The following is a 22155-nucleotide window of genomic DNA, read 5'->3' as shown; positions in this document are numbered from 1 at the left end:
ATGAAATGGAAAACACAGTTATTAATGAAACGGTATTCTCTCAGTTGTTGGTTGATGTAGGTGAAGATATGTTACCTGCGTTGGTCGCTGTTTTTAATGAAGAAACTACGGAACGTATTAATGACTTACAAGCATTAATGCTGGATATTGATAATAATAAAGTGGCACAAAGTTGTCATAGTATAAAAAGTAGTGCTGGCACATATGGGGCGTTATTAGTGCAGCAGCATGCTGAAGAGTTAGAGATTATGGCAAAATCGAATAATACCGAAGAAGTACAAGCGAAATTACCTTTACTAATACATAGTCTCGAAGATGCAATCAATGCGTTGGCGTTAAGATGTGATTAACAACCGATTCAATTGCTTCTTTTAATTTAACACGATCGTGATAGTGTTTATTAACGTCTTCACGTAAGTCATGGGTATAGGTAGGATAAGTCAGTTCTGACTGTTTATCTATATCCTCTATAACGGCACTAATGATTGGAAAACCAAGCTTTTTTTCACACCACTCTAAGCGTTCTTGCAGGGGGATTTTTGATGCTGGACCTATCTCTTGTTGTAAATTACCTAAGTAAATCACTTTTGCATTGCTTCTACGTAACGCTTTTTGTATATCTTTAAGCAACAGCGGAGGCATGATGCTGGTTAGAAACGACCCTGGGCCTAATAATATTAAATCAGCTTTCTCAATTGCCTGTACGGCTTCAAATGTTGCTGCAACATTTGGGTGTACAGTTAACTGATTTGGAAACTCATGCATTTTATCGACAGACACTTCACCATGTACATCGTTACCACAAGGTGTGACTGCGATTAAATCACTTGGTTGTTCTGACATTGGGACCAGTTGACATTCAATATGTAGCATATTACGAATAAGATTTACAGCGTCTAGTGGACGCACACAGAGGTTATCTAAAGCAACCAGCATTAGGTTGCCTAAGTTATGATTCTTTAGTTCACCTTCGTTCTTAAAGCGATATTCAAATAGCAAAGAACCTATATCAGGTTGGGTTACTAGCTGATTAATACAGTTACGAACATCTCCCCAAGCGATACAGTTTTCAGAACTTCTAAGTCGTCCTGTTGAGCCACCATTATCTGTTGTTGTTACTATGCCCGTTAATCTTGACCCTAAAAAAGAAAGGGAAGATAGCACTCGGCCTAGCCCATGACCGCCGCCGATTGCGACAACTTTATCGAGATCTGAAAGTGATTTTTGAAACATATTACAATACTAAACTAGAATGAATTACAGAATTTCATCATATCTTGAAATAAAATGTTTTAATAATTAACTTTACCCATTTGTTGCATTAATAAACAGTAATAAATAAGAATATAGTGATTTATAGATATGGCTCACAATAGGGTGTGAGCCATATCTATATTGGCATAAGTTCTTTTAAGACTTGTAATGTATGGGTGCAGTTAGCTTGTTGTAATAAAAATTGTTTTCGCTCAACTGGTATTGGTAATAGTTCTAACCAGCGTTGTGATATCCAACTTGCATTATCCATGTCTTTTGAGCAGTACAACTCATCCAGATCTGGATGTTGATTGAATATATCCGTTAGTTTGTCGGTTAAGTAGCGATCTTGTTCAGTGATGTTTTGATCTGGCCAATTAGATATGTAATGGATTTCGGCTATTTTTAATCCATCATCTTCGACGGCTATATCATCGATGATGAAACGATCGACACCTTCCACAATAATGCCAAGGTAACCATCATCGAGAGGGTAAAAATCAACAATTTTAACGTGTGTGCCGATAGGTGATATACGCCCAAATGGACCAGTCTGTTTAGAGTCAATCATAACGATACCAAACCCTATCATTGTCCTAGCGCTGTCTTTGATCATGCGTATATAGCGTTCTTCAATGATACGTAAAGGAAGTCGACCATTAGGGAGTATATGAGAGGGTAACGGGAATAATGCGAGTTGAGTTGATTGCAAAAGTGGACTCATTAGTCAGTGGATATATAACTAATAATAGTGCTGATTAAAAAGTTTGCATTTTTGATTGAAAATATAGAAGTAAAAATATAATAAGGCTTATATCTTTACTTCTATTATTTGATTACGCGCTAGTTTTATTAAATTCAAGATACATAACAGCAGCTTCAACACGTGAACTTGCTTCTAGTTTCTTCAATAAACTTTTAACGTGAACTTTTACAGTCCCTTCTGAAATATGCAGGTTACTTGCAACATGTTTGTTGCTGTAGCCTTTTGAGATTTCAAGTAAGATTTGGTTTTCGCGTTTAGTTAGCTTAGCTAGCTTTTCTTCAAAGTTATTATCTTCATGTAGGCAGTCTAAGTAGCCTAGTAAGCTTTCAGAAAGAGCCTGTTGACCAGATAATACGTCTTGTAATTGCTCTAGTAACAGATCCGGTTCCGAATCTTTTAATAAGTAGCCATCTGCACCCGCATTGATTAGTTTAATCACGTCTTGTTTGTTATCAGAAACTGTTAAAATAACAACGCGAGAGCTCAACTCTTCAGAGCGAAGCGCTTTTAACGTATCTAAGCCTGACATGCCTTTCATGTTCAGATCAAGTAGAACAAGATCCGGTTCATGCTGTTTAGCAAGCGTGATTGCTTCCACACCATCACTGGCTTCACCAATAACATTAAACTTTTCTTCTAATGTAAGAAGTTGAACTATCCCTTTACGCATTAGTGGATGATCATCAACAACTAAAATTGTGTAACTATTGTCAAGCATGTTTGTTTTCCCTGTCGAAGGTAAGTAATACCAAGGTGCCTTTTGTTATATTATTTTTAATTTCTAGTTTAGCACCTAGTTTTGAAGCGCGTTCACCCATTATGTTTAGCCCATAATGGTTGGATTTCGTTGGGTTAGCTGTAATGCCATCACCATTATCCGAAATAGATACTTTAATAGTACCATTTTTATTCGTGCCACAGTCAATCATTATTTCGTTTGAGTTCGCATGTTTGATTGAATTTAATACAGCTTCTCTAATTATTTGTAATATATGTATGTGTTGGTTGGGTTTGAATAAATGTTCTTCTAATTCGTAGCTTAGATGAATTTTGGATTTTGTGCGTTGACGCAGTTGTGTGAGCATGATCGAAATGGCTACAGAAAGGTTCGCGTCATCAAGCGTCAAACGAAAAGTATTTAATAATTCTCTTAGCTGTGTATAAGATAATTTTAGGTTAGTGTCGATTTCATCTACAATATCGTTGGTAGCCGATGTGATTTCTTGATTTTTTAAATGACGTTTCAATAACGCAACTTGTATTTTTAAATAAGAAAGCGCTTGTGCAAGTGAATCATGTAACTCACGCGCAATAACGGCGCGTTCTTCCATTAATAAGGAGCGTTGTGCTTCTAAGTTACTTTGAGAACGGTGCTGAGCACGAGAAATAATTCGACAGTAACTGCGTAAGTGCTCTTGATCATTTGCTTCACGTTTGAGAACAGTCAAGGTACCAAATGATTGCTCTTCGAGTTCTAATTTTAGATCAATAGTTTGCTCGCCATTATCAAAGCCTGAATTAAGGTAAATAGTTTCAACTTCAGATCCCGTTAATACAAGTTTGTAGAAATTAAGGCCATTGAGTTCGGATACACTTTGTAGTGTTTGTTCAAGCATATCGGCGTTAAGGTGTGTGACGTGTAATTTTTGTGATGTGGTATAAAGAAAGTTAATTTTATCTTTTGCTTCCTTCAACTGCTTGGTTTTGGCATCTACCTGTTGTTCTAACGTACTGTATAGTTTATTTAAATCTTGCGCCATGTGTGAAATATTACTCGCTAACGAGCCAATTTCATTTTCATAGAAAAAATCAAAGGAGACATCGAATTCACCTTTTCTAATTTGATTTGATGCGGCGAATATTTGCTGCAGTGGTTTTAATACCTGTACTTGCATTAAACGGATAGTGATAATACATACCGCAAAAATGAGGCCGATCCCGAGTCCTTTGATTAGCGTGATAATTTTAACTTTGTACTCAGAATGATCTTGTAAATGTTGTACAAAACTATCAATCTTTAATACAAAGCTGTCCACATTATCTAAGAATTGTTTGGGATTATTACTGTGTAATATATCTAATTGCGTTTGCCATCGATCATTAACATCCATAAATTCGGTTTTTAACTTTGATGTGATATCCCAGTTATCGACAATATTATTTTTAATGTGCGCAAGTGATTGATTGAAAGTATTAATATGCTGTTGACGTAATATTTCAGATTCGTCCCGGGATAAATTGTAAGCGATCTGGTAGCTTTGCATTCGCAGAGCCCCCGCTTTGTTAATCGATGATGCATCGGAAAGACTTAGCGATAATGCAACTAAGGAGATAAACGTTAGCATTGAGGCTAGTGCTAATATACTGAACATACCACGGCCGATTAAAATGATAATAGACTGGTGGGAGGGGATTATATTTTTTATCATGTTAACTTTACTGTTGATGAATTGAGCTGTTAATAGCCAATAATTTACATGGCAATTTAATTTCGATCAATGATTTATCATATTCCACTATAATAACGACTATATATCCTTTAAATTAATTTGAAAATCGTTTAAGTTTAAGAACTCTAAAATTTAATATAAATCAAACTCCGATCCTTAATGATCTAAATTTATCGTTATAAATATGATCTTAAGGACTCATAGCATTCATAATTGCTATAAGGGTTTAATCAGAAATGGTTAAGCCTCCCGTATTTGGAAAGGTGTTTATGCAACTTCAAGATCAATTTTCACGTAAATTTTATTATTTACGCTTATCAATTACAGATGTCTGTAATTTCAAATGTAACTATTGTCTACCAGATGGTTATAAAGCCGAAGGCAAGCCTGAGTTTTTAGCGCGAGATGAGCTAAGGCGCATAGTGACAGGTTTTGCTGAAATGGGCACTGAAAAAGTCCGTATCACAGGTGGTGAACCTTCATTAAGAAAAGATTTTACTGATATTATTTCAGATATATCGGCTATCCCCAAAATTAATAAAGTTGCGACGACAACAAATGGCTTCAACCTCGAAAAATATGCTCAAGAATGGCGTGATGCGGGGTTGGATGCATTAAATGTGAGTATTGATAGTTTAGATGCTCGCATGTTCCGTCAAATTACCGGTAAAAATATGCTCCATAAAGTAATGGGCGGACTTGATGCCGCTTTTACTGCTGGGTTTGAAACCGTAAAGGTGAATACGGTGTTAATGCGTAATTTAAATGATATTGAACTTGGTGATTTTTTAAATTGGATAAAAACTCGGCCTATTCAGTTACGGTTTATTGAATTAATGCAGACCGGGGATAATCAAGTATTGTTTGATAAACACCATGTTTCAGGTGTGAGTATTCGTGATAAATTAAAAATGCAAGGGTGGGTCAGTAAAGTGAGGGGCAAAGCTGACGGCCCTGCACAAGTTTTCGTGCACCCTGATTATGTCGGTGAAATTGGCTTGATTATGCCGTATGAAAAGAATTTTTGTTCAACGTGTAACCGTTTACGTGTTTCCACTAAAGGGCGTTTACATTTATGCTTGTTTGGTGAAGAAGGTGTTGAATTACGCGATTTACTACAAGAAGATAACCAACAATCGGAATTGATTGCGCGTGTTTTCGACCACATGTCTGATAAAAAATCGACTCATTTTCTTCAGCAAGGCATCACTGCAAATACACCCCACTTAGCTTCTATTGGCGGCTAATTCAGACTCATACAAGCTTAAATATTCAATCCCTTCTCTAAAAAATATAACGTAGTGAGTTGCTGCGTTATATTTAATCTCGCTTTAAATATGCGCATATTATTGCTGTTGTCTATAATATTAGAAATATTTGTCTATTGATTCAATAGGTAGGTTTAATCTAGTACAAACACAAAATGTGACATTCCTCACCTCTATTTATTGATCTAAAATAAGTTTTATCTACCTTACCCATTAGTGAGTATTTATAGCGGGTATTATATAGACCATTATAAATTAATGGTTTTTATAGAGTGATGTACACCTTAATTCTTTACATTAAAAATGTTACTTCAGTAAGGTAGTTTTGATGAGTATTAATCTAGGGCGACGTTCGTTATTTCGTCGTAAAGAACAAGACAACGTTGTACGTTTACCTTGGTTAAAAGCAGATTTAGAATTTACAGATAAATGCACACGATGTGGCGATTGCAGTGCCGCTTGCCCAGAGAAAATAATAATAGTCGGCGATGGTGGATTTCCTGAAATTGATTTTAGCGTATCAGAATGCAATTTTTGTAAAGAATGTGTAAATCACTGTAAAGAAGATTTATTCGATTTGAATCAAGCACAAGCATGGGCTAATAAAGCTGTTGTGTCAGATAGATGCTTGAATATTCAGTCTGTATATTGCCGAAGTTGTGCTGAATCGTGTGAGTCTGAAGCTTTAGTATTTAACTTTATTGATACAACGTTCGTGAGCCCGGATGTTGTATTTGATGATTGTAACGGCTGCGGTGCGTGTGTATCGATTTGCCCTGTAAGTGCTATCACGGTAAGCCCTGACTGTTAGGTTTAGCTATTAAGAATTCGTTTTATAATAATTATAAGGTCATAAAATGGCAGAACAAGAAGTTCATATATCGAGTCTAATTATTCACGTGAAACCAGAAGGTTTGGTAGACGTGAAGCATAAAATTTCAGCACTTCCTGATGCTGAAATTTACGGTGATAGTGAAGAGGGTAAAATTATCGTCGTATTAGAAACCAGTAATCAAAAATTTGTTACCGATATTATTGATAAAATTAATAATTTCGAACATGTCTTAAGTACTTCTCTTGTTTTTCACCAAATTGAAACTATCGATCCATCATGTGAGGATGATCTATGAAATTAACCAGACGTGCGTTTGTTAAAGCAAATGCTGCAGTCTCTGCAGCTGCAATTGCTGGCGTTACTCTTCCTGCGAGTGCAACAAACCTGATTGCAAGTCGTGATGAGACTAAAATTAAGTGGGATAAAGCCCCATGCCGATTCTGTGGTACAGGTTGCTCTGTATTAGTCGGTACACAGGGTGGCCGAGTTGTTGCTACTCAAGGCGATCCTGAAGCTCCTGTAAATAAAGGTCTTAACTGTGTTAAAGGCTATTTCTTATCTAAAATCATGTACGGGAAAGATCGTTTAACAACGCCTTTACTGCGTATGCGAGATGGTAAGTTTGCGAAAGACGGTGAATTTGCACCAATTTCATGGGATCAAGCGTTTGATATCATGGCTGAGAAATGGAAAGCATCACTAAAAGCAAACGGTCCAACATCAGTGGGTATGTTTGGTTCTGGTCAGTGGACCGTAATGGAAGGGTATGCAGCAGTTAAATTGATGAAAGCAGGCTTCCGTTCAAATAACATTGATCCGAATGCACGTCACTGTATGGCTTCTGCTGTTGGTGGTTTCATGCGTACCTTTGGTATTGATGAGCCAATGGGTTGTTATGATGATTTCGAAAATGCAGATTCGTTTGTACTTTGGGGTTCAAACATGGCGGAAATGCATCCTATTTTATGGACGCGTATTACTGATCACCGCTTAAGTAATCAGCATGTTAAAGTTAATGTATTATCCACTTATAAACATCGTTCTTTTGAATTAGCTGATATGGGGATTGTTTTCAACCCTCAATCCGATTTAGCAATGGCTAACTTTATTGCTAATTACATCATTCAAAACGATGCTGTAAACTGGGATTTCGTTAATAAGCATACACACTTTAAACGTACAGCAACGGATATCGGTTACGGCTTACGTGACGAACATCCAATGCAAGCTAAAGCCAAAAACCCTAACTCGGGCAAAATGACAGCAATGACATTTGAAGAGTATAAGGCGTCTGTTGCTGAGTATACGGTTGAGAAAGCATCTGAAATCTCAGGTGTATCAGAAGAAAAACTAATTACACTTGCTAAGCAATATGCAGATCCAAACATCAAAGTAATGTCGCTATGGACAATGGGTATGAATCAACATACTCGCGGTGTATGGATGAACAGCCTTGTTTACAACATCCATTTACTTGTTGGTAAAATATCACAACCGGGTAATGGTCCATTCTCGCTAACGGGCCAACCATCAGCATGTGGTACTGCACGTGAAGTGGGGGTATTCTCACACCGATTACCAGCAGATATGGTTGTTGCGAACCCGAAACATCGCGCAACTGCTGAAAAGATTTGGAAATTACCAGAAGGTACGATTCCACCGAAACCAGGTCTACATGCTGTTGCACAAAACCGTGCATTAAAAGACGGTACCTTAAATGCGTATTGGACTATGTGTAATAACAATATGCAAGCAGCACCAAACATGATGGAAGAGGGCTTACCAGGTTACCGCAACCCAGCTAACTTCATCGTTTGTTCTGACCCATACCCAACAGTAACGGCACAAGCATCTGATCTTATTTTACCAACTGCAATGTGGGTAGAGAAAGAGGGCGCATACGGTAACGCTGAGCGTCGTACACAAGCTTGGTATCAACAAGTTAAATCTGTTGAAGGTGCCAAATCAGATTTATGGCAGTTAATGGAATTCTCTAAGCGCTTTAAAATTGAAGAAGTGTGGGGCGAAGACCTGTTAGCTAAAATGCCAGAGCATCGTGGTAAGACGATGTACGATGTACTTTATCGTAACGGTCACGTTGATGCATTCCCATTAAGCGAAGCGCAAGAGCTAAATGATGATGCAAATGATCAAGGTTTCTATGTGCAAAAAGGTCTATTTGAAGAATATGCAAGTTTTGGTCGTGGTCATGGCCATGATCTAGCCCCTTATGATGTTTACCATACAGTGCGTGGTTTACGTTGGCCTGTTGTGAACGGTGTTGAAACAAAATGGCGTTTTGCAGAAGGCAGTGATCCATACGTAGGTAAAGGTAAAGGCTTTGAGTTCTATGGTAAGTCAGATGGTAAAGCAAACATTATCTTTGCACCGTACGAAGCGCCACCTGAAATGCCAAATGAAGAATATGATATGTGGTTATGTACTGGTCGTGTTCTTGAACATTGGCACTCAGGTACGATGACAGCACGTGTTCCTGAATTATATCGTGCAATGCCGGATGCACTTTGTTATATCCATCCCGATGATGCTAAAAAACGTAATGTACGTCGCGGTGATGAAGTTCTTATTGAATCTCTTCGTGGTGAAGTGCGCTGTCGTGTAGAAACACGTGGTCGTAACCGCCCTCCAGTAGGCTTAGTATTTGTACCTTGGTTTGATGCGCGAGTATTAATTAACAAAGTATGTCTAGATGCTACGGATCCGTTATCAAAACAAACGGATTATAAAAAATGTGCAATTAAAATTACTAAAGTGTAATTAAAAACTGCACATCTTACTGAACGAGTTTGCCAGTAAACGATACTGGTAAATAACGGATTTATTTGCCAATAGGCGGAGAACATTATATGAGAAAATTATTGGCTGTGCTGCTAGCTGCAGGGACGTTATTCTCTGTATCAGCACAAAGTACAGAAACTGCTGTAATTGAAAATGTAAATATCGGTGGCGTTGCATCATTACGTGGTATCACTGAGTTAGACACCACTCGTAAAGCGGATGAGTTGAAACGTGTGATAAAAGATCGTAGTCCAATTGATCGTGATTACGTATACCAACCACCACTGGTTCCGCATCAAACACGTCATTATGAAGTGTCTTTAAATGCGAACAAATGTCTGTCATGTCACAGCTGGAAATACGCAGGTGAAATGGGCGCGACTAAAATCAGTGTAACGCATTATCAATCACGTGAAGGCGAAGTATTATCTGATGTGTCGCCACGTCGTTACTTCTGCTTGCAGTGTCATGTTACACAAGCAGATGCATCACCGTTAATCGAAAATGATTTTAAACGTGTAGATTCATTGCGTTGATTTATCTAAATGGAAGTAGCCTAAACGAAAAAGAGGCGATAAAATGAAACTAATTTTAAATTTTTGGCGTAAATTAACGACACCAAGTAAAGCGGCCGTTGGTACTGTCTTGGCAATGGGTTTTCTTGGCGGTATTATTTTTTGGGGTGCCTTTAACATGGGGATGGAAGCGACAAACACAGAAGAATTTTGTTCTGCTTGTCATGCGCCGATTCTTAAAGAACTAAAAGAAACAATTCACTACTCTAATCGTTCTGGTGTACGCGCTATCTGTTCTGATTGCCACGTACCGCATAAATGGACTGATAAAATTGTACGTAAAGTGCAAGCGAGTAATGAAATTGTTGCATTCTTGATGGGTAAAATCTCTACTCAAGAAAAGTTTGAAGCACGTCGTAAGCATTTAGCTGTACGCGAATGGCAACGTATGAAAGAAAATGATTCACAGGAATGCCGTAATTGTCATAACTTTGAATTCATGGACTTTTCAGAACAAGGCCCGCGTAGTAGAAAGCAGCATTCTACGGCATTAGCGAGTGGTGAAAAAACATGTGTTGATTGCCATAAGGGTATTGCCCATCAGCTACCAGATATGTCAGACGTACCTGGTTGGTAGATAGATAAAAGGAAACACTATTATGAGTACGTTAGAATACGTTATTTGGCATATCCTAGGTTACACTGCGATACCGTTTATTTTCCTCGTTGGTTTTATTGGCGTGGCAGGGGTTTCAGTATGGGCATTGTCTTTTACTTCAGACAAAAAGAAATAATTACAACGTAAACTAGATTAATAATGTTAAGGCCGCATTACTGTAATGCGGCCTTTTTTATTCTCTCACTTACTACCTTGAGGTGGCTTTAATATCCCTGTATTATACCGCCACAATATCCGTTTATTATTGATAAAATAAAGCACTGAATGAAAAACAAAAATGTATCTATTGGTTTAACCAATCCTAAAAGTCCGACTAATGTTGGTGCTGTAATGCGCGCTGCTGGTTGTTATCAAGCGGATGCGGTTTATTACACTGGTCTAAGATATGACCGGGCCTCAGCCTTTCAAACCGACACCCAGAATATCGCGGCTAAAACACCATTAACGGGTGTTGATAATTGGCTTGATAGTATTCCAGAATCAACCAATATAGTGTGTGTTGAATTAGCTGAAGGCGCAATCCCACTACCCGCGTTTGAGCATCCTGATAATGTTATTTATATCTTTGGACCTGAAGACGGGACCATAGATCAAAAAGTAATTGATCGGGCATCTGCGGTTGTTTATGTGCCTACCGTTGGTTGTATGAATCTTGCAGCTACGGTGAATGTCCTACTGTATGATCGTCTGGCAAAGTCAACCGAAACTATTGCTAATGATGCGTTGATTCGTGAAAGTCGTGATAATAACAACAAAGTAAAAGTGGCTGTAAGTAGTAAATAATAATTAATAACGACGTGTAAATATCTTCTTAGCGTTGAGCTTGTTTAATTATGGTGCAGCTAGCACTTACGTTATTTACTAGCTGATCAAGATCAACGAACGATGAGCTCAATGTCTTATAATTGCTTAATTAACATGACTGAATTGAAAGGAAAGATAATGAGCCATGCTGAATCAGGGTTTAAAGCCGCAAAACTTGCCGTATTAACCGTATCCGATACCCGTAATGAAGAAACAGATACTTCAGGGCGCTTTCTTGCAGAAGCTCTTGTTGCTGACGGTCATATTTTAATGGATAAAAAGATCGTCATTGATGATAAATACAAGATCCGAGCTATTGTATCTCAATGGATTGCTGATGAAGATATTCAAGGTGTGCTAATTACCGGTGGCACTGGTTTTACTGCTCGCGATACAACGCCTGAAGCGGTTCAACCATTATTTGATAAAGCGATCGAAGGCTTTGGTGAATTATTCCGTGCTGTTTCATACGATGAGATCGGAACATCGACAATTCAGAGCCGTGCAGTGGGTGGTTTTGCAAATAAAACCGTTATTTTCTGTATGCCAGGCTCGACAGGCGCATGTAAAACTGGTTGGAATAAGATTTTACGTGAGCAGTTAAATAGTTCACATCGTCCATGCAATTTTATGCCACATATTTAAGTAATAGTATTTAAGCTATAGGAATTATTAATGTCTCAACAATTTACTCATGTAAATGCTTCTGGTGAAGCAAATATGGTTGATGTTACAGAAAAAACAGTAACACAACGTGAAGCAAGAGCTGAAGCTATTGTACGTATGTCAGCAGACACGCTTGCGCTAATTATGTCGGGCGATCATCATAAAGGTGATGTATTTGCGACAGCGCGTATTGCGGGAATTCAAGCTGCAAAGAAAACATCCGATATCATTCCGCTTTGTCATCCACTAATGTTGACCAAAGTAACGGTTGAATTAACGCCTGAGCCAGAAAACAACCTTGTACGTATCGAAACGTGTTGTAAGCTTTCGGGTAAAACCGGCGTTGAAATGGAAGCGTTAACAGCCGCATCCGTTGCGGCATTAACGATTTATGACATGTGTAAAGCCGTTCAAAAAGACATTATCATTGATGGTGTTAAGCTACTTGAGAAAACAGGTGGCAAGTCAGGTCATTTTAAAGTTTAGATTGCGCAGGTATGATGATGATTAAAGTATTATTTTTTGCACAAATTAGAGAATTGGTTGAATGCGCTGAATTAGAAGTGACTGGTCAGTTCGAGTCTGTGAATGCATTACGTGCTGAATTAGCAGGTAAAGGCGGGAAGTGGGCACTGGCGCTTGATTCTGATAAATTGCTGGTGGCTATTGACCAAGAAATTTGTAGTTTGGACTCGCCACTGAACGACGGCGTTGAGGTTGCATTTTTCCCACCCGTTACTGGAGGCTAAATGAATACAGATATGATTCAGATCCAAACTGAAGATTTTGACCTAGCAGCAGAATATGCGGCATTAGGTAAAAGTCACAGTACTGGTGCTGTTGTTACTTTTATCGGGAAGGTACGCGATTTTAACCAAGGTGATAATGTATCGGGTTTAACACTTGAGCATTATCCTGGCATGACTGAAAAGTCACTGGCTAAGATATTGGTTGAAGCTGAAACTCGCTGGTCTATCCAAGGTGTTAAAGTGATTCACCGTGTTGGCGAATTAGCATTAGGTGATCAGATTGTTTTTGTTGGTGTGGCAAGTATGCACCGTGGTGATGCGTTTCAAGCATGTGAGTTCATTATGGACTATTTAAAAACCCAAGCGCCATTCTGGAAAAAAGAAGCAACGGAAGCGGGTTCTCATTGGGTAGATGCTAGGGAAACTGATACTACAGCAGCAGACCGTTGGAAGTGATTGCAGATCATCAACAATGATTCTGTAAATACAACAAAGGCCCTATTAAACAAACCAAGTTGGTTATTTAATAGGGCCTTACTATTTTAACGAATAGCTAAGCTAATTGTTATTTTTGTTTTGGCGCTGCTACATTACCTTTACGGTGTAACTTAGCACTTGTTTTACGGTGCTTACCTTTACTTGCTTTTTTCGATGGCGCAGTTGTTTTTGGTTTATGCTCAACTTTTTCTTCACCAACCGCTTTGTTACGACGAGGCTGACGACGCTCATGCGAAGCACGACCACTAATGTCTGCAATTAGACGATCGCGGTTACTTACTTCATAGCCTTTAACAACTTGGCGTTCAATCTTATACCCGATCATAGCTTCAATATCAGCCAGACCGTGTTCTTCTTCACGCGATACAAATGATACAGCATTACCTGTTTCGCCTGCACGGCCTGTACGACCGATACGGTGAACATAATCTTCAGCTAGGAATGGTAAATCAAAGTTAACTACATACTTAAGACCTTGAACATCAAGACCACGAGCAGCAACATCTGTTGCAACTAGCGCGCGGATTTTACCTTCTTTAAACTCACCTAATGCACGACGACGTGCGCCTTGGCCTTTATCACCGTGACAAACGTCAGCTTTAATACCATCAAGTTTTAATTCCTTAACGATGTTATTAGCCGCTTCTTTAGTGTTAACAAAAACTAATACTTGTTTCCAGTTTTTAGTACCGATTAACTCAGATAAAAGCTCTTGTTTACGGCGTTGCTCAACAGGGTGAATAACGTGTTTAATTGTTGACGCTGTCGAGTTTTCTTTTGAAGCAGAAACAACCACTGGGCTAGACAGTAATTCATTTGCTAGGTGCTTCATTTGTTGAGATAACGTTGCAGAGAAAAGCATTGTTTGGAAATCATTCGATATAGACTCTAAGATCTTACGGATATCGGTGATGAAACCCATATCAAGCATACGATCTGCTTCGTCTAGTACTAAGTGTTCAACGTTAGCAAGGTTGGTGTTGTTGAGTTGTAGGTGTTCTAATAAACGACCTGGCGTTGCAACTAAAACATCAACACCTTGTTTAAGCTGTTTAGTTTGCGTTTCCATTTTAACGCCGCCGTATACACTCACAACGTTAAGTTCCATGAATTGGCTGTATGCTTGAATGTTGTCTGTTACTTGTGCTGCTAGCTCACGTGTCGGTACTAAGATTAGTGCGCGTACGCTGCCTGAGTGGATGTCTTTTGGCGTATCTGCGATTTGCTGCAAGATAGGTAAAGCAAACGCGGCTGTTTTACCAGTACCTGTTTGTGCGTTAGCTAGAATATCTTTACCGCGACCAGCTGCTGGAATAGCTTGCTGTTGTACAGGCGTCATTTGGTCATAATTACAAGCATCTAGCGCGCGTAAAATTTCGGGAGTAAAACTATATGATGAAAATTTCATTGGATATCCTAGCAATTGGGCAATATGCCTCATTAAGGCGGCATATTATACAGTAATAAATAACTTAGGTGAATGTATGATTTACGTTAACAGGTAAAAAAATCAGACTTAATTTATTAAACTGCTTATATTTTAAACGTGCTTGAGCTTGGATAGAATGGTCAATATGCTATAATATTCCGCTTGTATTGGCATGATAGGTTTTAAAATGAGTAATGAGCAAACGTTTAAGCTAGTCGCGATCGAAGGCAATATTGGTGTTGGCAAGTCAACATTATTACCCTTACTGGCTGAAAAATTAACTGAACATGATAATTCTGAGTGGCGATTAATTTTAGAAGACGTGGATTCAGATCCTGAATTTAAACGATTGTTACAAGCGTTTACGGTAGACTCGACACGCCGCATTGAATTTCAACGCTACATTACCAATAAAAGAGCGGATATCTGTAAAGATTTAGATCCTAAATTTAATTATATTATTGAACGTTCGTTGTTCTCTGATCTTGTTTTCTGTCAAGCCAACTTAGCAGAAGCGTGCCGTCCAGATGGTAAAGATCTTGATTATTATTATGATATTCAAACCAAATTAAAAGATTACCCGCGTGTGTCTGCCGTTGTTTATTTACGCTCTGACGCGGAAACTGCGTATACGCGTATGCTTTCACGTGCTCGTGATGCAGAGCAAGGTACATCTCGTGATTATCTACAATTAATATCTGATTGCCATGATACATTTTTACCACATATCTGCCGTAAATATGACACCGTTCTGTTAACGGAAAACTGGACACACTTTGGTTGTTCTAGCACATTAGCTAAACGTATCATTAGTGAAGGTATTTAGTTAATTTACCCAAACCATTTCAAGGTGTTGATTACGCAGCTTGAAGTAGTTTGGGTGTATACAATGGTGTGGTAAATATTGCGCCATTGAATTTATATTGTAATTAGACTAATCTGTTATTCATCATTTTCTTTTACATGGAAAGTACGATTCTATATTGAACTGTGCTAAGTAAGGTCTCAGTTAGTGAAACTATCAGTTTTATACGCATTTATTCTATTTTTATATTCTTCAGTTTTCTCTCCTTCCGCGTTTGCTGTTTCAAGTGTTGCTTTCGATATTAATGGTGTTTCAGGTGATATCAAAGATAACGTTAATTCTTACTTATCGACGATCTCTATTCCTAAAGGTAACAATTACAGTTATTTTGAATCTAAAGTACGTAAAAACCTTATCGAGTCGCTCCAAGTTTTTGGTTTTTATCGCCCCGAAATTACGGTCCACCTGACTGTTGATGATGATGAACTTCTCGTCTTTATTGATATTCAATTAGGGGAAAGGGTGACGTTATCCGTTGTTAATGTGGAAATTAATGGTGGTGCAAAAAATGATACGGCTTTTATTCATTTATTGAATGAAATACCATTGCACAGAGGTGACAATTTATCACATGCGGACTACGACAAATTTAAGGCGGATATCAGTAAACTTGCGCTAGCGCGGGGTTATTTTGATGGTAAATGGCTAAAAAGTGAAGTGCGCGTTAGTGTTAAAAAAAATAGCGCAGAAATCGATCTTATTTTTGATAGTAAGCAGCGTTATGTTTTCGGAGAGAGTGTTTTATCCAATCCAACCAAATCTGAATTTATAGTCACTGAACTAGCAACATTTGAGGAGGGACAAGCGTATGATTCTTATTTAGTCGCTGAATATAGTTTAGCATTATTTAATAGTCGGTATTTCCAGTCTGCATCTGTTGTGCCTAATATTAATGGCAGAGCAGATGGTAAAGTCCCAATGGTAATAACAGTCATAAATCATCCTAGCAACACGTATGAAGTTGGTATTGGCTATCTCAGTGATGTGGGTGTTAGAGGCACGTTAGGCTGGAAAAAACCTTGGATCAATAGTCGTGGTGATAGTGTTTCCGCAAAATTTGAATATTCAAAAGTACAGCAGGAGTTTACTGCTAACTATGATATTCCGATCGAAGATCCCATTACCAACATAGCTAAAATCCAATTAGGTTATCAGCGTAAAGATAGCAAGGATACAAAGAGTGATTTGTACACTTTACAGTTACAACGTCAATTTGAATTAGAATCTAAGTGGTTGCGTACTTGGTTTATAAAATTTGAGCAAGAAAATTTCACCCAGGCTAGCCAAAAAGGTAATACCATCATGGTATTACCTGGTGTTAGTTTTGCGAAAACAAATCAACGCGGCGGTGTTGATCCTTATTGGGGGAATCAGCAGCTTTTTAGTTTTGAGGTCGCGAGTCGTGGTTGGGGGGCTGACATTAATATGGCTAAAATACAGAGCCGGACAAAGTATTTACGCTCTATCGATAGAACTCACTTTTTCACAACGCGTTTTGATTTAGGCGCTATTTATGTCGATAAAATAGAGAGTGTGCCAGCATCAATGCGTTTTTTTGCTGGTGGTAGTCAAAGTATTCGAGGTTATCAATATGAAACGGTTACAGCTGTTGATGATAATAAAAAATATATAGGTGGTCGCTATTTAACGGTTGGCTCGTTTGAGTACGGTTATCAATTTGCTGAAAAATGGCGTGTTGGACTTTTTACCGATGCGGGTACATCAACCAATGATTTTTCTGAACCTATTAGTGTGGGTGTTGGGACTGGTCTCCGTTGGATGACTCCTATTGGCCCTGTCAAAGTTGACTTTGCTGTACCTGTTAATTCAGATACAGATACTAAGTATACTTTTCATTTGTATATTGGGCCTGAATTGTAATGCGGCTTATTCAATTGTTTTTTGTAAGTTTAATTCTGCTTGTTAGCAGCTTAACAGCCTTACTCGGCAGTCATGCCGGAAACCAGTTCATCATTAATCAATTAAATAACACAGAATTACCGCTACATCTGGTTCTGGAAGAAGGCACGGTTTTTAATCAAGCACATTGGAAAACAATTGATTGGCAAGGGGAACTATTTCAACTTTCAATTTCAGACTTAGCATATGACATTGATTTAAGTTGTTTATTTAGTGCAGAAGTCTGCATTAATAAACTGGATTCTAGCGCAGTATCTTTCAATATGCCTCTAACGGAAGAACCTAGTACACTTCTCGGTATTGATTTGAATGACACACTATCACGTATCGCTAAGCTCGATGATAGAATTGAAAATGATACTTGGCAATTAAATATCCCTATTTTAATCAGCGCTTCAAATATAGATATTCGAGATATTAATGTTATTGTTGCTAATACCAGTGTGACAGCTGATCGTCTTGAGGCTGTAGTTAATTTATCAGGGCGAGATATTGTTGTTACCAAATTGATAACACATAACGTAGATGTTCAAGTATCAACTGAATCAGCAGAAAATATGGTAACAAGTGGCGCTATAAGCTCGAAACCTACCACCTTGGTTGAAGAAACAAATAAACAATTAGATATCGTTACTGATCTATTAAATGAGTTCGAACTTTATCAGGTTTCAATTCCACTACGTGTAGATGTGCATGATGCAAAGCTTATTCAGTCTAAGCTGAAAGTAAATGATTTATCCCTATATTTCAACGCGATAGACTTAGCTGGTTATATTAACTCTGGTGAAGTGGGGATCGAAAAACTTATCGTTAGTATGCCGCAGGCTGATACCAGTATTAAAGGACAAATTGTATTACAAAAAGATTACCCCTTGTATGCGACGGTTAACACAACATTAAAGCAACCAGCGTTATTAAAACAACTTGCTGTCAATGTCAACGCGACGGGTAGCCTTGATAGTATGAATTTAGCTATCAATACATCAGGGCCGATTAATACGCATATCGATGCATTACTCGCGCCGTTACGTCCAGCCTTACCCTTTACTATCAATGCTAATTGGCAACAATTAAGCTGGCCATTACTGAAGCCGGCATATATCAAGTTAGCGGATGGGAAGTTGTCAATGCAAGGTAATCTTGATGACTACACTATAGCCGTTTCAGGACTGTTAGATATTGATAATGCACCGTTGTTGGATCTTGATGCAAAAGGTAAAGGGAGTCTACAAGATTTATCATTTTCTCAGATTAACGCTAAAACGCTGAGTGGACATGTTTCAGCATCTGGGCAACTAAAATGGACAGATGGTATTACGGTAAAAAGTAAAGTCGCAGCAGAAGGCATACGATTAGATCAATTTTGGCCAGATATAAAGTTACAGCCGCATGGAAGCGCTACGGTTAACTTTAACCTCAAACCCGAATTAGATAATGATTGGAAACTTGATATTGATGATATCGACGTCGTCGCCGATTTTAAAGGTTATCCACTCACTTTACAGGGAAGGATAGCACTCGATCAAGATCTGTATTGGAGTCTAGATGGTTTTTCACTTTCTCGTGGAGCAGACTCAATCAAACTAGACGGTACTATTAACGAGCAGTTTAAGATTGGAGGGGAAGTTGATATTGAATCTCTAACGGCTTATCTTCCAGAAAGTAAGGGGAGTGCGTTTGGTTATTTCACTATTATGGGTCAGAAGAGTCAGCCTTGGCTTAACTTTGATTTATTCACTGATAATGTTTTATTTGAAAATAATAAATTACAGCGAGCAGACCTTACTGGACGAATTAGCTTAACTGAAAGTCCGCTGGGAAACATATCGTTTACTGGTGAAAAGTTAATAATCGGCGAACAGGTCATTGATAAAATTGCTTTAGAATATATAGCGGGCCAAACTGACAGTAGTATTAGTTTAAGCCTGGATAATGAAAAAAATAATGCGCTATTAAAGCTAAGCGGTTTTTGGAAAGGTGATACCTTACAGGGAAAGGTGACTAAAGGGCGAGTTAATTCAGAATATGGTAATTGGGTCATTGACCCGAATGTTAATTTCACTTTCTCTAAAAAAGATTATTATCTTTCGATTGCGCAACACTGCTGGAATGAAAAGACAGCCACGCTGTGTCTAGGTTTTGACGGGAAAGTTGAAGGCGCAGGCAATTTTGAATTTAAACTGCAAGATTTCGATATAAATAAATTAGGTTTAGCAAGGGAAAAAAATATCAAGATCGAAGGTTTACTTAACATTATGAGTAAAGTAGCTTGGCGTAAGGACGAGTCATTGCAAATGACGTCTAAGATAGAGATCATTGATTCATCATTACTCATCTATAATGATGAAGAAAGTAGTATTGCTAATTTTGATAAGTTAGTAGCGGATGTAAGATTGGACGAATCGAATCTAACTACGAAGATTAATATCAACTCACATGAATTGGGTGGAATGACATCTGATATTCGTGTGGATGATATCTTTGGTAAGCGTGAATTGAGTGGTGATATCAATATCATCGATATGGAACTCGCCTTTATTGAGCCGCTTATTTATCAGGTAGATGTACTTAATGGTGTTGTATCCGGTGCTGGTATTGTAGATGGGACTTTAGACAAGCCTGAGTTCATCGGGCAGTTCAATGTCAACAATGGTTATTTAGCTGGAGATGAATTACCTGTCACGCTAGACAATTTTCAATTTAGTATAGAATCTAGTGGTCAAAAAGCGAGTATTACTGGTAGCGCTAATTCAGGTAAAGGGCTAGCTAAAATCGTCGGTAATATTACTTGGGGTCATGAATTTAACTATCAAATGCTTCTACAGGGTGACAACTTTGAGTTTGACGATAGTAAGGGGGTACATCTACATTTTAGTCCTAACATAAGCATTAAAGGCAACACTCTAGGGACTAAAATTAGCGGTGATATTGTAATACCGTATGCGCGAATTAAAGTAGAGAAATTGCCGCAAACCGCGATCCCAGTTTCTAATGATGTGGTTATTGTTGACGCTGATGACGTCAATGAAAAACAGAACTACCCACTCGATGTTGAAGTGAATATTAAATTATTAGACAATGTGAAAATAGATTCATTTGGTCTTAAATCTAATATTACTGGCGATGTAAATGTTATTCTTGATGGCGATGGTAATTTATTTTCTGATGGGATGCTTCAGTTTGAAAGTGGTCGTTACCGTTCGTTTGGTCAAGATCTCTATATTCGAAAAGGACAAATTGTATTTTCTGGCCCCATCGAAAACCCTTATATAAATGTAGAAGCTATTCGTAATTCAGAGGTGACAGAAGACAACGTTATTGTCGGTGTCCGATTAATAGGACCTGTTAAAAAACCGCTGTTTACGATATTTTCAGAGCCTGAAATGCCGCAAACCCGTATGATTTCCTATTTATTACGTGGACGTGATATAGACTCGGAAGATGAAACGAGTCAAGACGTTGTGATAAAGACAATGCTTGTTGGTTCGAGTCTTGGGCAAGGTAAAGACGTTATCAGTTTCTTGGGTGATACGCTGGGAGTTAAAGATTTTTCCATCGATACTAGTGGACAAGGTAATGATACTAGAGTCGAAGTGAGTGGGTATGTATTACCTGGTATACAAATTCGTTATGGTATTGGTTTATTCTCTGATCTAAGTGAGGTCATCGTACGATATGAGATTATTCCGAAGCTCTATATAGAATTAGTGTCTGGTGTAGATAAGGCGGTTGATTTATATTATAAATTTAGCCGTTAAGATCTTTAAATAATAGCCATAAAAAATAAAAGCAGCCAAGCTGCTTTTTATCAAAATAGGCCTACAAGCTATTTTATCTCGCTTGTTTCATGGGCTGAAATAGAAACAGCATGAGATCCTTTTGGGCCTTCATCTATTTCATAGTCAACGACTTGTCCTGCTTTTAATGTACGATATCCATCCATTTGTATAATAGAAAAATGAGCGAACACATCATCACCACCAGATTCAGGACAAATGAAGCCGAATCCTTTCGCGTTATTGAACCATTTAACCGTACCGGTTGCCATACCTCTGCATCCTTTCTGTAATTGCAAATTGTTTGATTACTGAACATACATCACCCATTTAACTCATGGGTTATAAGATGGTTATAATAATACATATCAAGGTAACTCAAATGTAAACTACTTTAACGCATCTTGTTAATAAATTTAGTTTATTCGCCACTATAGTCAAGTTAATATTCCTAAAAATGATTAAAATGAGGTAAACTTAGACGAAAGGTTGAAACTTATTAGCCCAAATCTGTGATAGGTACTAAGATAGAATTATGAGTAAGTTAGATGAACTGATTGATTTCAAAACAAGTATAGAAAGTGAGCAAGAACTAAAACCGCCTTCGTTTTACAAAGTGTTTTTGAATAATGATGACTATACTCCAATGGATTTCGTTGTAGATGTACTACAAAGGTTTTTTTCTATGGATATAGATAAGGCTAACCAAATCATGTTAACTGTTCATTATCGGGGCAGAGGTGTTTGTGGCGTATTTACGGCTGATATAGCCGAGACAAAAGTATCACAGGTAATGCAATATGCAAAAGACAACGAACAGTCCTTATTATGTACCATGGAACAAGCATAAACGTAATGCTGACAATATTACGCAACACGTAG

Annotated in this window: 23 protein-coding genes and 1 riboswitch; of the genes, 17 read left to right on the top strand and 6 right to left on the bottom strand. The window is 38.0% G+C overall.

What is annotated here, in order from left to right:
• The first annotated feature begins 5 nt into the window (after positions 1 to 5).
• Positions 6 to 350 carry an Hpt domain-containing protein gene (locus tag HWV02_RS12690; RefSeq protein WP_211688031.1) on the top strand — a complete coding sequence of 115 codons (345 nt, stop codon included), beginning with the start codon at positions 6 to 8 and terminating at the stop codon, positions 348 to 350.
• Here HWV02_RS12690 and yvcK read toward each other — a convergent pair.
• The 4 genes from yvcK to narQ form a co-directional block, all read right to left on the bottom strand.
• Positions 322 to 1233, bottom strand: a complete 912-nt coding sequence (gene yvcK, locus HWV02_RS12685; protein WP_211688028.1) for a uridine diphosphate-N-acetylglucosamine-binding protein YvcK — start codon at positions 1231 to 1233, stop codon at positions 322 to 324. The two genes, HWV02_RS12690 and yvcK, sit on opposite strands and share 29 nt — an antisense overlap.
• A gap of 157 nt (positions 1234 to 1390) precedes the next feature.
• Positions 1391 to 1966, bottom strand: coding sequence for an LON peptidase substrate-binding domain-containing protein (locus HWV02_RS12680; protein WP_211688026.1), 576 nt, complete (start codon positions 1964 to 1966; stop codon positions 1391 to 1393).
• Positions 1967 to 2090: 124 nt separating this feature from the next.
• Complete coding sequence (gene narL, locus HWV02_RS12675; RefSeq protein WP_045110267.1) at positions 2091 to 2738, bottom strand: two-component system response regulator NarL; 648 nt, start codon at positions 2736 to 2738, stop codon at positions 2091 to 2093.
• Positions 2731 to 4449, bottom strand: a complete 1719-nt coding sequence (gene narQ / locus HWV02_RS12670; RefSeq protein ID WP_211676164.1) for a nitrate/nitrite two-component system sensor histidine kinase NarQ — start codon at positions 4447 to 4449, stop codon at positions 2731 to 2733. The genes narL and narQ overlap by 8 nt, the downstream gene beginning before the upstream one ends.
• Positions 4450 to 4605: 156 nt before the next feature.
• Positions 4606 to 4752: riboswitch (molybdenum cofactor riboswitch) on the top strand.
• On the opposite strand from narQ, the gene moaA reads away from it, so the two are divergent.
• The 12 genes from moaA to moaE all read left to right on the top strand — a co-directional run bounded on the left by moaA (position 4740) and on the right by moaE (position 13241).
• The gene (moaA, locus tag HWV02_RS12665; protein WP_211676163.1) at positions 4740 to 5717 is read left to right on the top strand and encodes a GTP 3',8-cyclase MoaA; all 978 of its coding nucleotides are present in this window, start codon (positions 4740 to 4742) and stop codon (positions 5715 to 5717) included. It overlaps the preceding riboswitch by 13 nt.
• A 349-nt stretch (positions 5718 to 6066) precedes the next feature.
• The gene (napF, locus tag HWV02_RS12660) at positions 6067 to 6549 is read left to right on the top strand and encodes a ferredoxin-type protein NapF (RefSeq protein WP_211676162.1); all 483 of its coding nucleotides are present in this window, start codon (positions 6067 to 6069) and stop codon (positions 6547 to 6549) included.
• Between the two features lie 46 nt (positions 6550 to 6595).
• A complete protein-coding gene (locus HWV02_RS12655) occupies positions 6596 to 6868 on the top strand; it encodes a chaperone NapD (RefSeq protein WP_211676161.1) in 273 nt (90 codons plus the stop codon).
• Positions 6865 to 9351: a periplasmic nitrate reductase subunit alpha gene (gene napA, locus HWV02_RS12650; RefSeq protein WP_211676160.1), complete on the top strand. Its 2487-nt coding sequence runs from the start codon at positions 6865 to 6867 to the stop codon at positions 9349 to 9351. Before HWV02_RS12655 ends, napA begins: the two co-directional genes overlap by 4 nt.
• Positions 9352 to 9440: 89 nt before the next feature.
• Positions 9441 to 9908: a nitrate reductase cytochrome c-type subunit gene (locus HWV02_RS12645; protein WP_211688024.1), complete on the top strand. Its 468-nt coding sequence runs from the start codon at positions 9441 to 9443 to the stop codon at positions 9906 to 9908.
• 43 nt (positions 9909 to 9951) lie between these two features.
• Positions 9952 to 10524 (top strand): NapC/NirT family cytochrome c, encoded by a 573-nt coding sequence (locus HWV02_RS12640; RefSeq protein WP_211671821.1) that lies wholly within the window; start codon positions 9952 to 9954, stop codon positions 10522 to 10524.
• 22 nt (positions 10525 to 10546) lie between these two features.
• Complete coding sequence (locus HWV02_RS12635; RefSeq protein WP_211676158.1) at positions 10547 to 10681, top strand: TIGR02808 family protein; 135 nt, start codon at positions 10547 to 10549, stop codon at positions 10679 to 10681.
• Between the two features lie 149 nt (positions 10682 to 10830).
• Positions 10831 to 11349: an RNA methyltransferase gene (locus HWV02_RS12630; protein ID WP_211676157.1), complete on the top strand. Its 519-nt coding sequence runs from the start codon at positions 10831 to 10833 to the stop codon at positions 11347 to 11349.
• A 159-nt stretch (positions 11350 to 11508) separates the two neighbouring features.
• The gene (moaB, locus tag HWV02_RS12625; RefSeq protein WP_211676156.1) at positions 11509 to 12015 is read left to right on the top strand and encodes a molybdenum cofactor biosynthesis protein B; all 507 of its coding nucleotides are present in this window, start codon (positions 11509 to 11511) and stop codon (positions 12013 to 12015) included.
• 30 nt (positions 12016 to 12045) lie between these two features.
• Positions 12046 to 12522: a cyclic pyranopterin monophosphate synthase MoaC gene (gene moaC / locus HWV02_RS12620; RefSeq protein WP_211676155.1), complete on the top strand. Its 477-nt coding sequence runs from the start codon at positions 12046 to 12048 to the stop codon at positions 12520 to 12522.
• Between the two features lie 17 nt (positions 12523 to 12539).
• The gene (gene moaD, locus HWV02_RS12615; RefSeq protein WP_043994418.1) at positions 12540 to 12785 is read left to right on the top strand and encodes a molybdopterin synthase sulfur carrier subunit; all 246 of its coding nucleotides are present in this window, start codon (positions 12540 to 12542) and stop codon (positions 12783 to 12785) included.
• The gene (gene moaE, locus HWV02_RS12610; protein ID WP_211671816.1) at positions 12786 to 13241 is read left to right on the top strand and encodes a molybdopterin synthase catalytic subunit MoaE; all 456 of its coding nucleotides are present in this window, start codon (positions 12786 to 12788) and stop codon (positions 13239 to 13241) included.
• Positions 13242 to 13350: 109 nt separating this feature from the next.
• Here the strand turns inward: moaE and HWV02_RS12605 are convergent, their stop codons facing one another.
• Entirely contained in the window at positions 13351 to 14691 is a 1341-nt protein-coding gene (locus HWV02_RS12605) for a DEAD/DEAH box helicase (RefSeq protein WP_211671815.1), read from the bottom strand.
• 208 nt (positions 14692 to 14899) lie between these two features.
• Between HWV02_RS12605 and HWV02_RS12600 the strand changes: the two genes are divergently transcribed.
• From HWV02_RS12600 to HWV02_RS12590, 3 genes are all read left to right on the top strand, one after another.
• Positions 14900 to 15538, top strand: a complete 639-nt coding sequence (locus HWV02_RS12600; protein ID WP_211676154.1) for a deoxynucleoside kinase — start codon at positions 14900 to 14902, stop codon at positions 15536 to 15538.
• 186 nt (positions 15539 to 15724) lie between these two features.
• Complete coding sequence (locus HWV02_RS12595) at positions 15725 to 17458, top strand: autotransporter assembly complex family protein (RefSeq protein ID WP_211676153.1); 1734 nt, start codon at positions 15725 to 15727, stop codon at positions 17456 to 17458.
• Positions 17458 to 21255: a translocation/assembly module TamB domain-containing protein gene (locus tag HWV02_RS12590; protein WP_211688022.1), complete on the top strand. Its 3798-nt coding sequence runs from the start codon at positions 17458 to 17460 to the stop codon at positions 21253 to 21255. Before HWV02_RS12595 ends, HWV02_RS12590 begins: the two co-directional genes overlap by 1 nt.
• Positions 21256 to 21323: 68 nt before the next feature.
• Here HWV02_RS12590 and cspD read toward each other — a convergent pair whose 3' ends face one another.
• On the bottom strand, positions 21324 to 21545 hold the full coding sequence (cspD, locus tag HWV02_RS12585) for a cold shock domain-containing protein CspD (RefSeq protein WP_045110286.1): 222 nt from the start codon (positions 21543 to 21545) through the stop codon (positions 21324 to 21326).
• 263 nt (positions 21546 to 21808) lie between these two features.
• Here cspD and clpS point away from each other — a divergent pair, with 263 nt between their 5' ends.
• The gene (gene clpS / locus HWV02_RS12580) at positions 21809 to 22123 is read left to right on the top strand and encodes an ATP-dependent Clp protease adapter ClpS (RefSeq protein ID WP_019440075.1); all 315 of its coding nucleotides are present in this window, start codon (positions 21809 to 21811) and stop codon (positions 22121 to 22123) included.
• Positions 22124 to 22155 lie beyond the last annotated feature (32 nt).

This window comes from Moritella sp. 28 (genome assembly GCF_018219435.1).
GTDB lineage: Bacteria > Pseudomonadota > Gammaproteobacteria > Enterobacterales > Moritellaceae > Moritella.
Note: the sequence above shows the minus strand (reverse complement) of the source record. Positions and strands in the feature narration are given on the sequence as shown.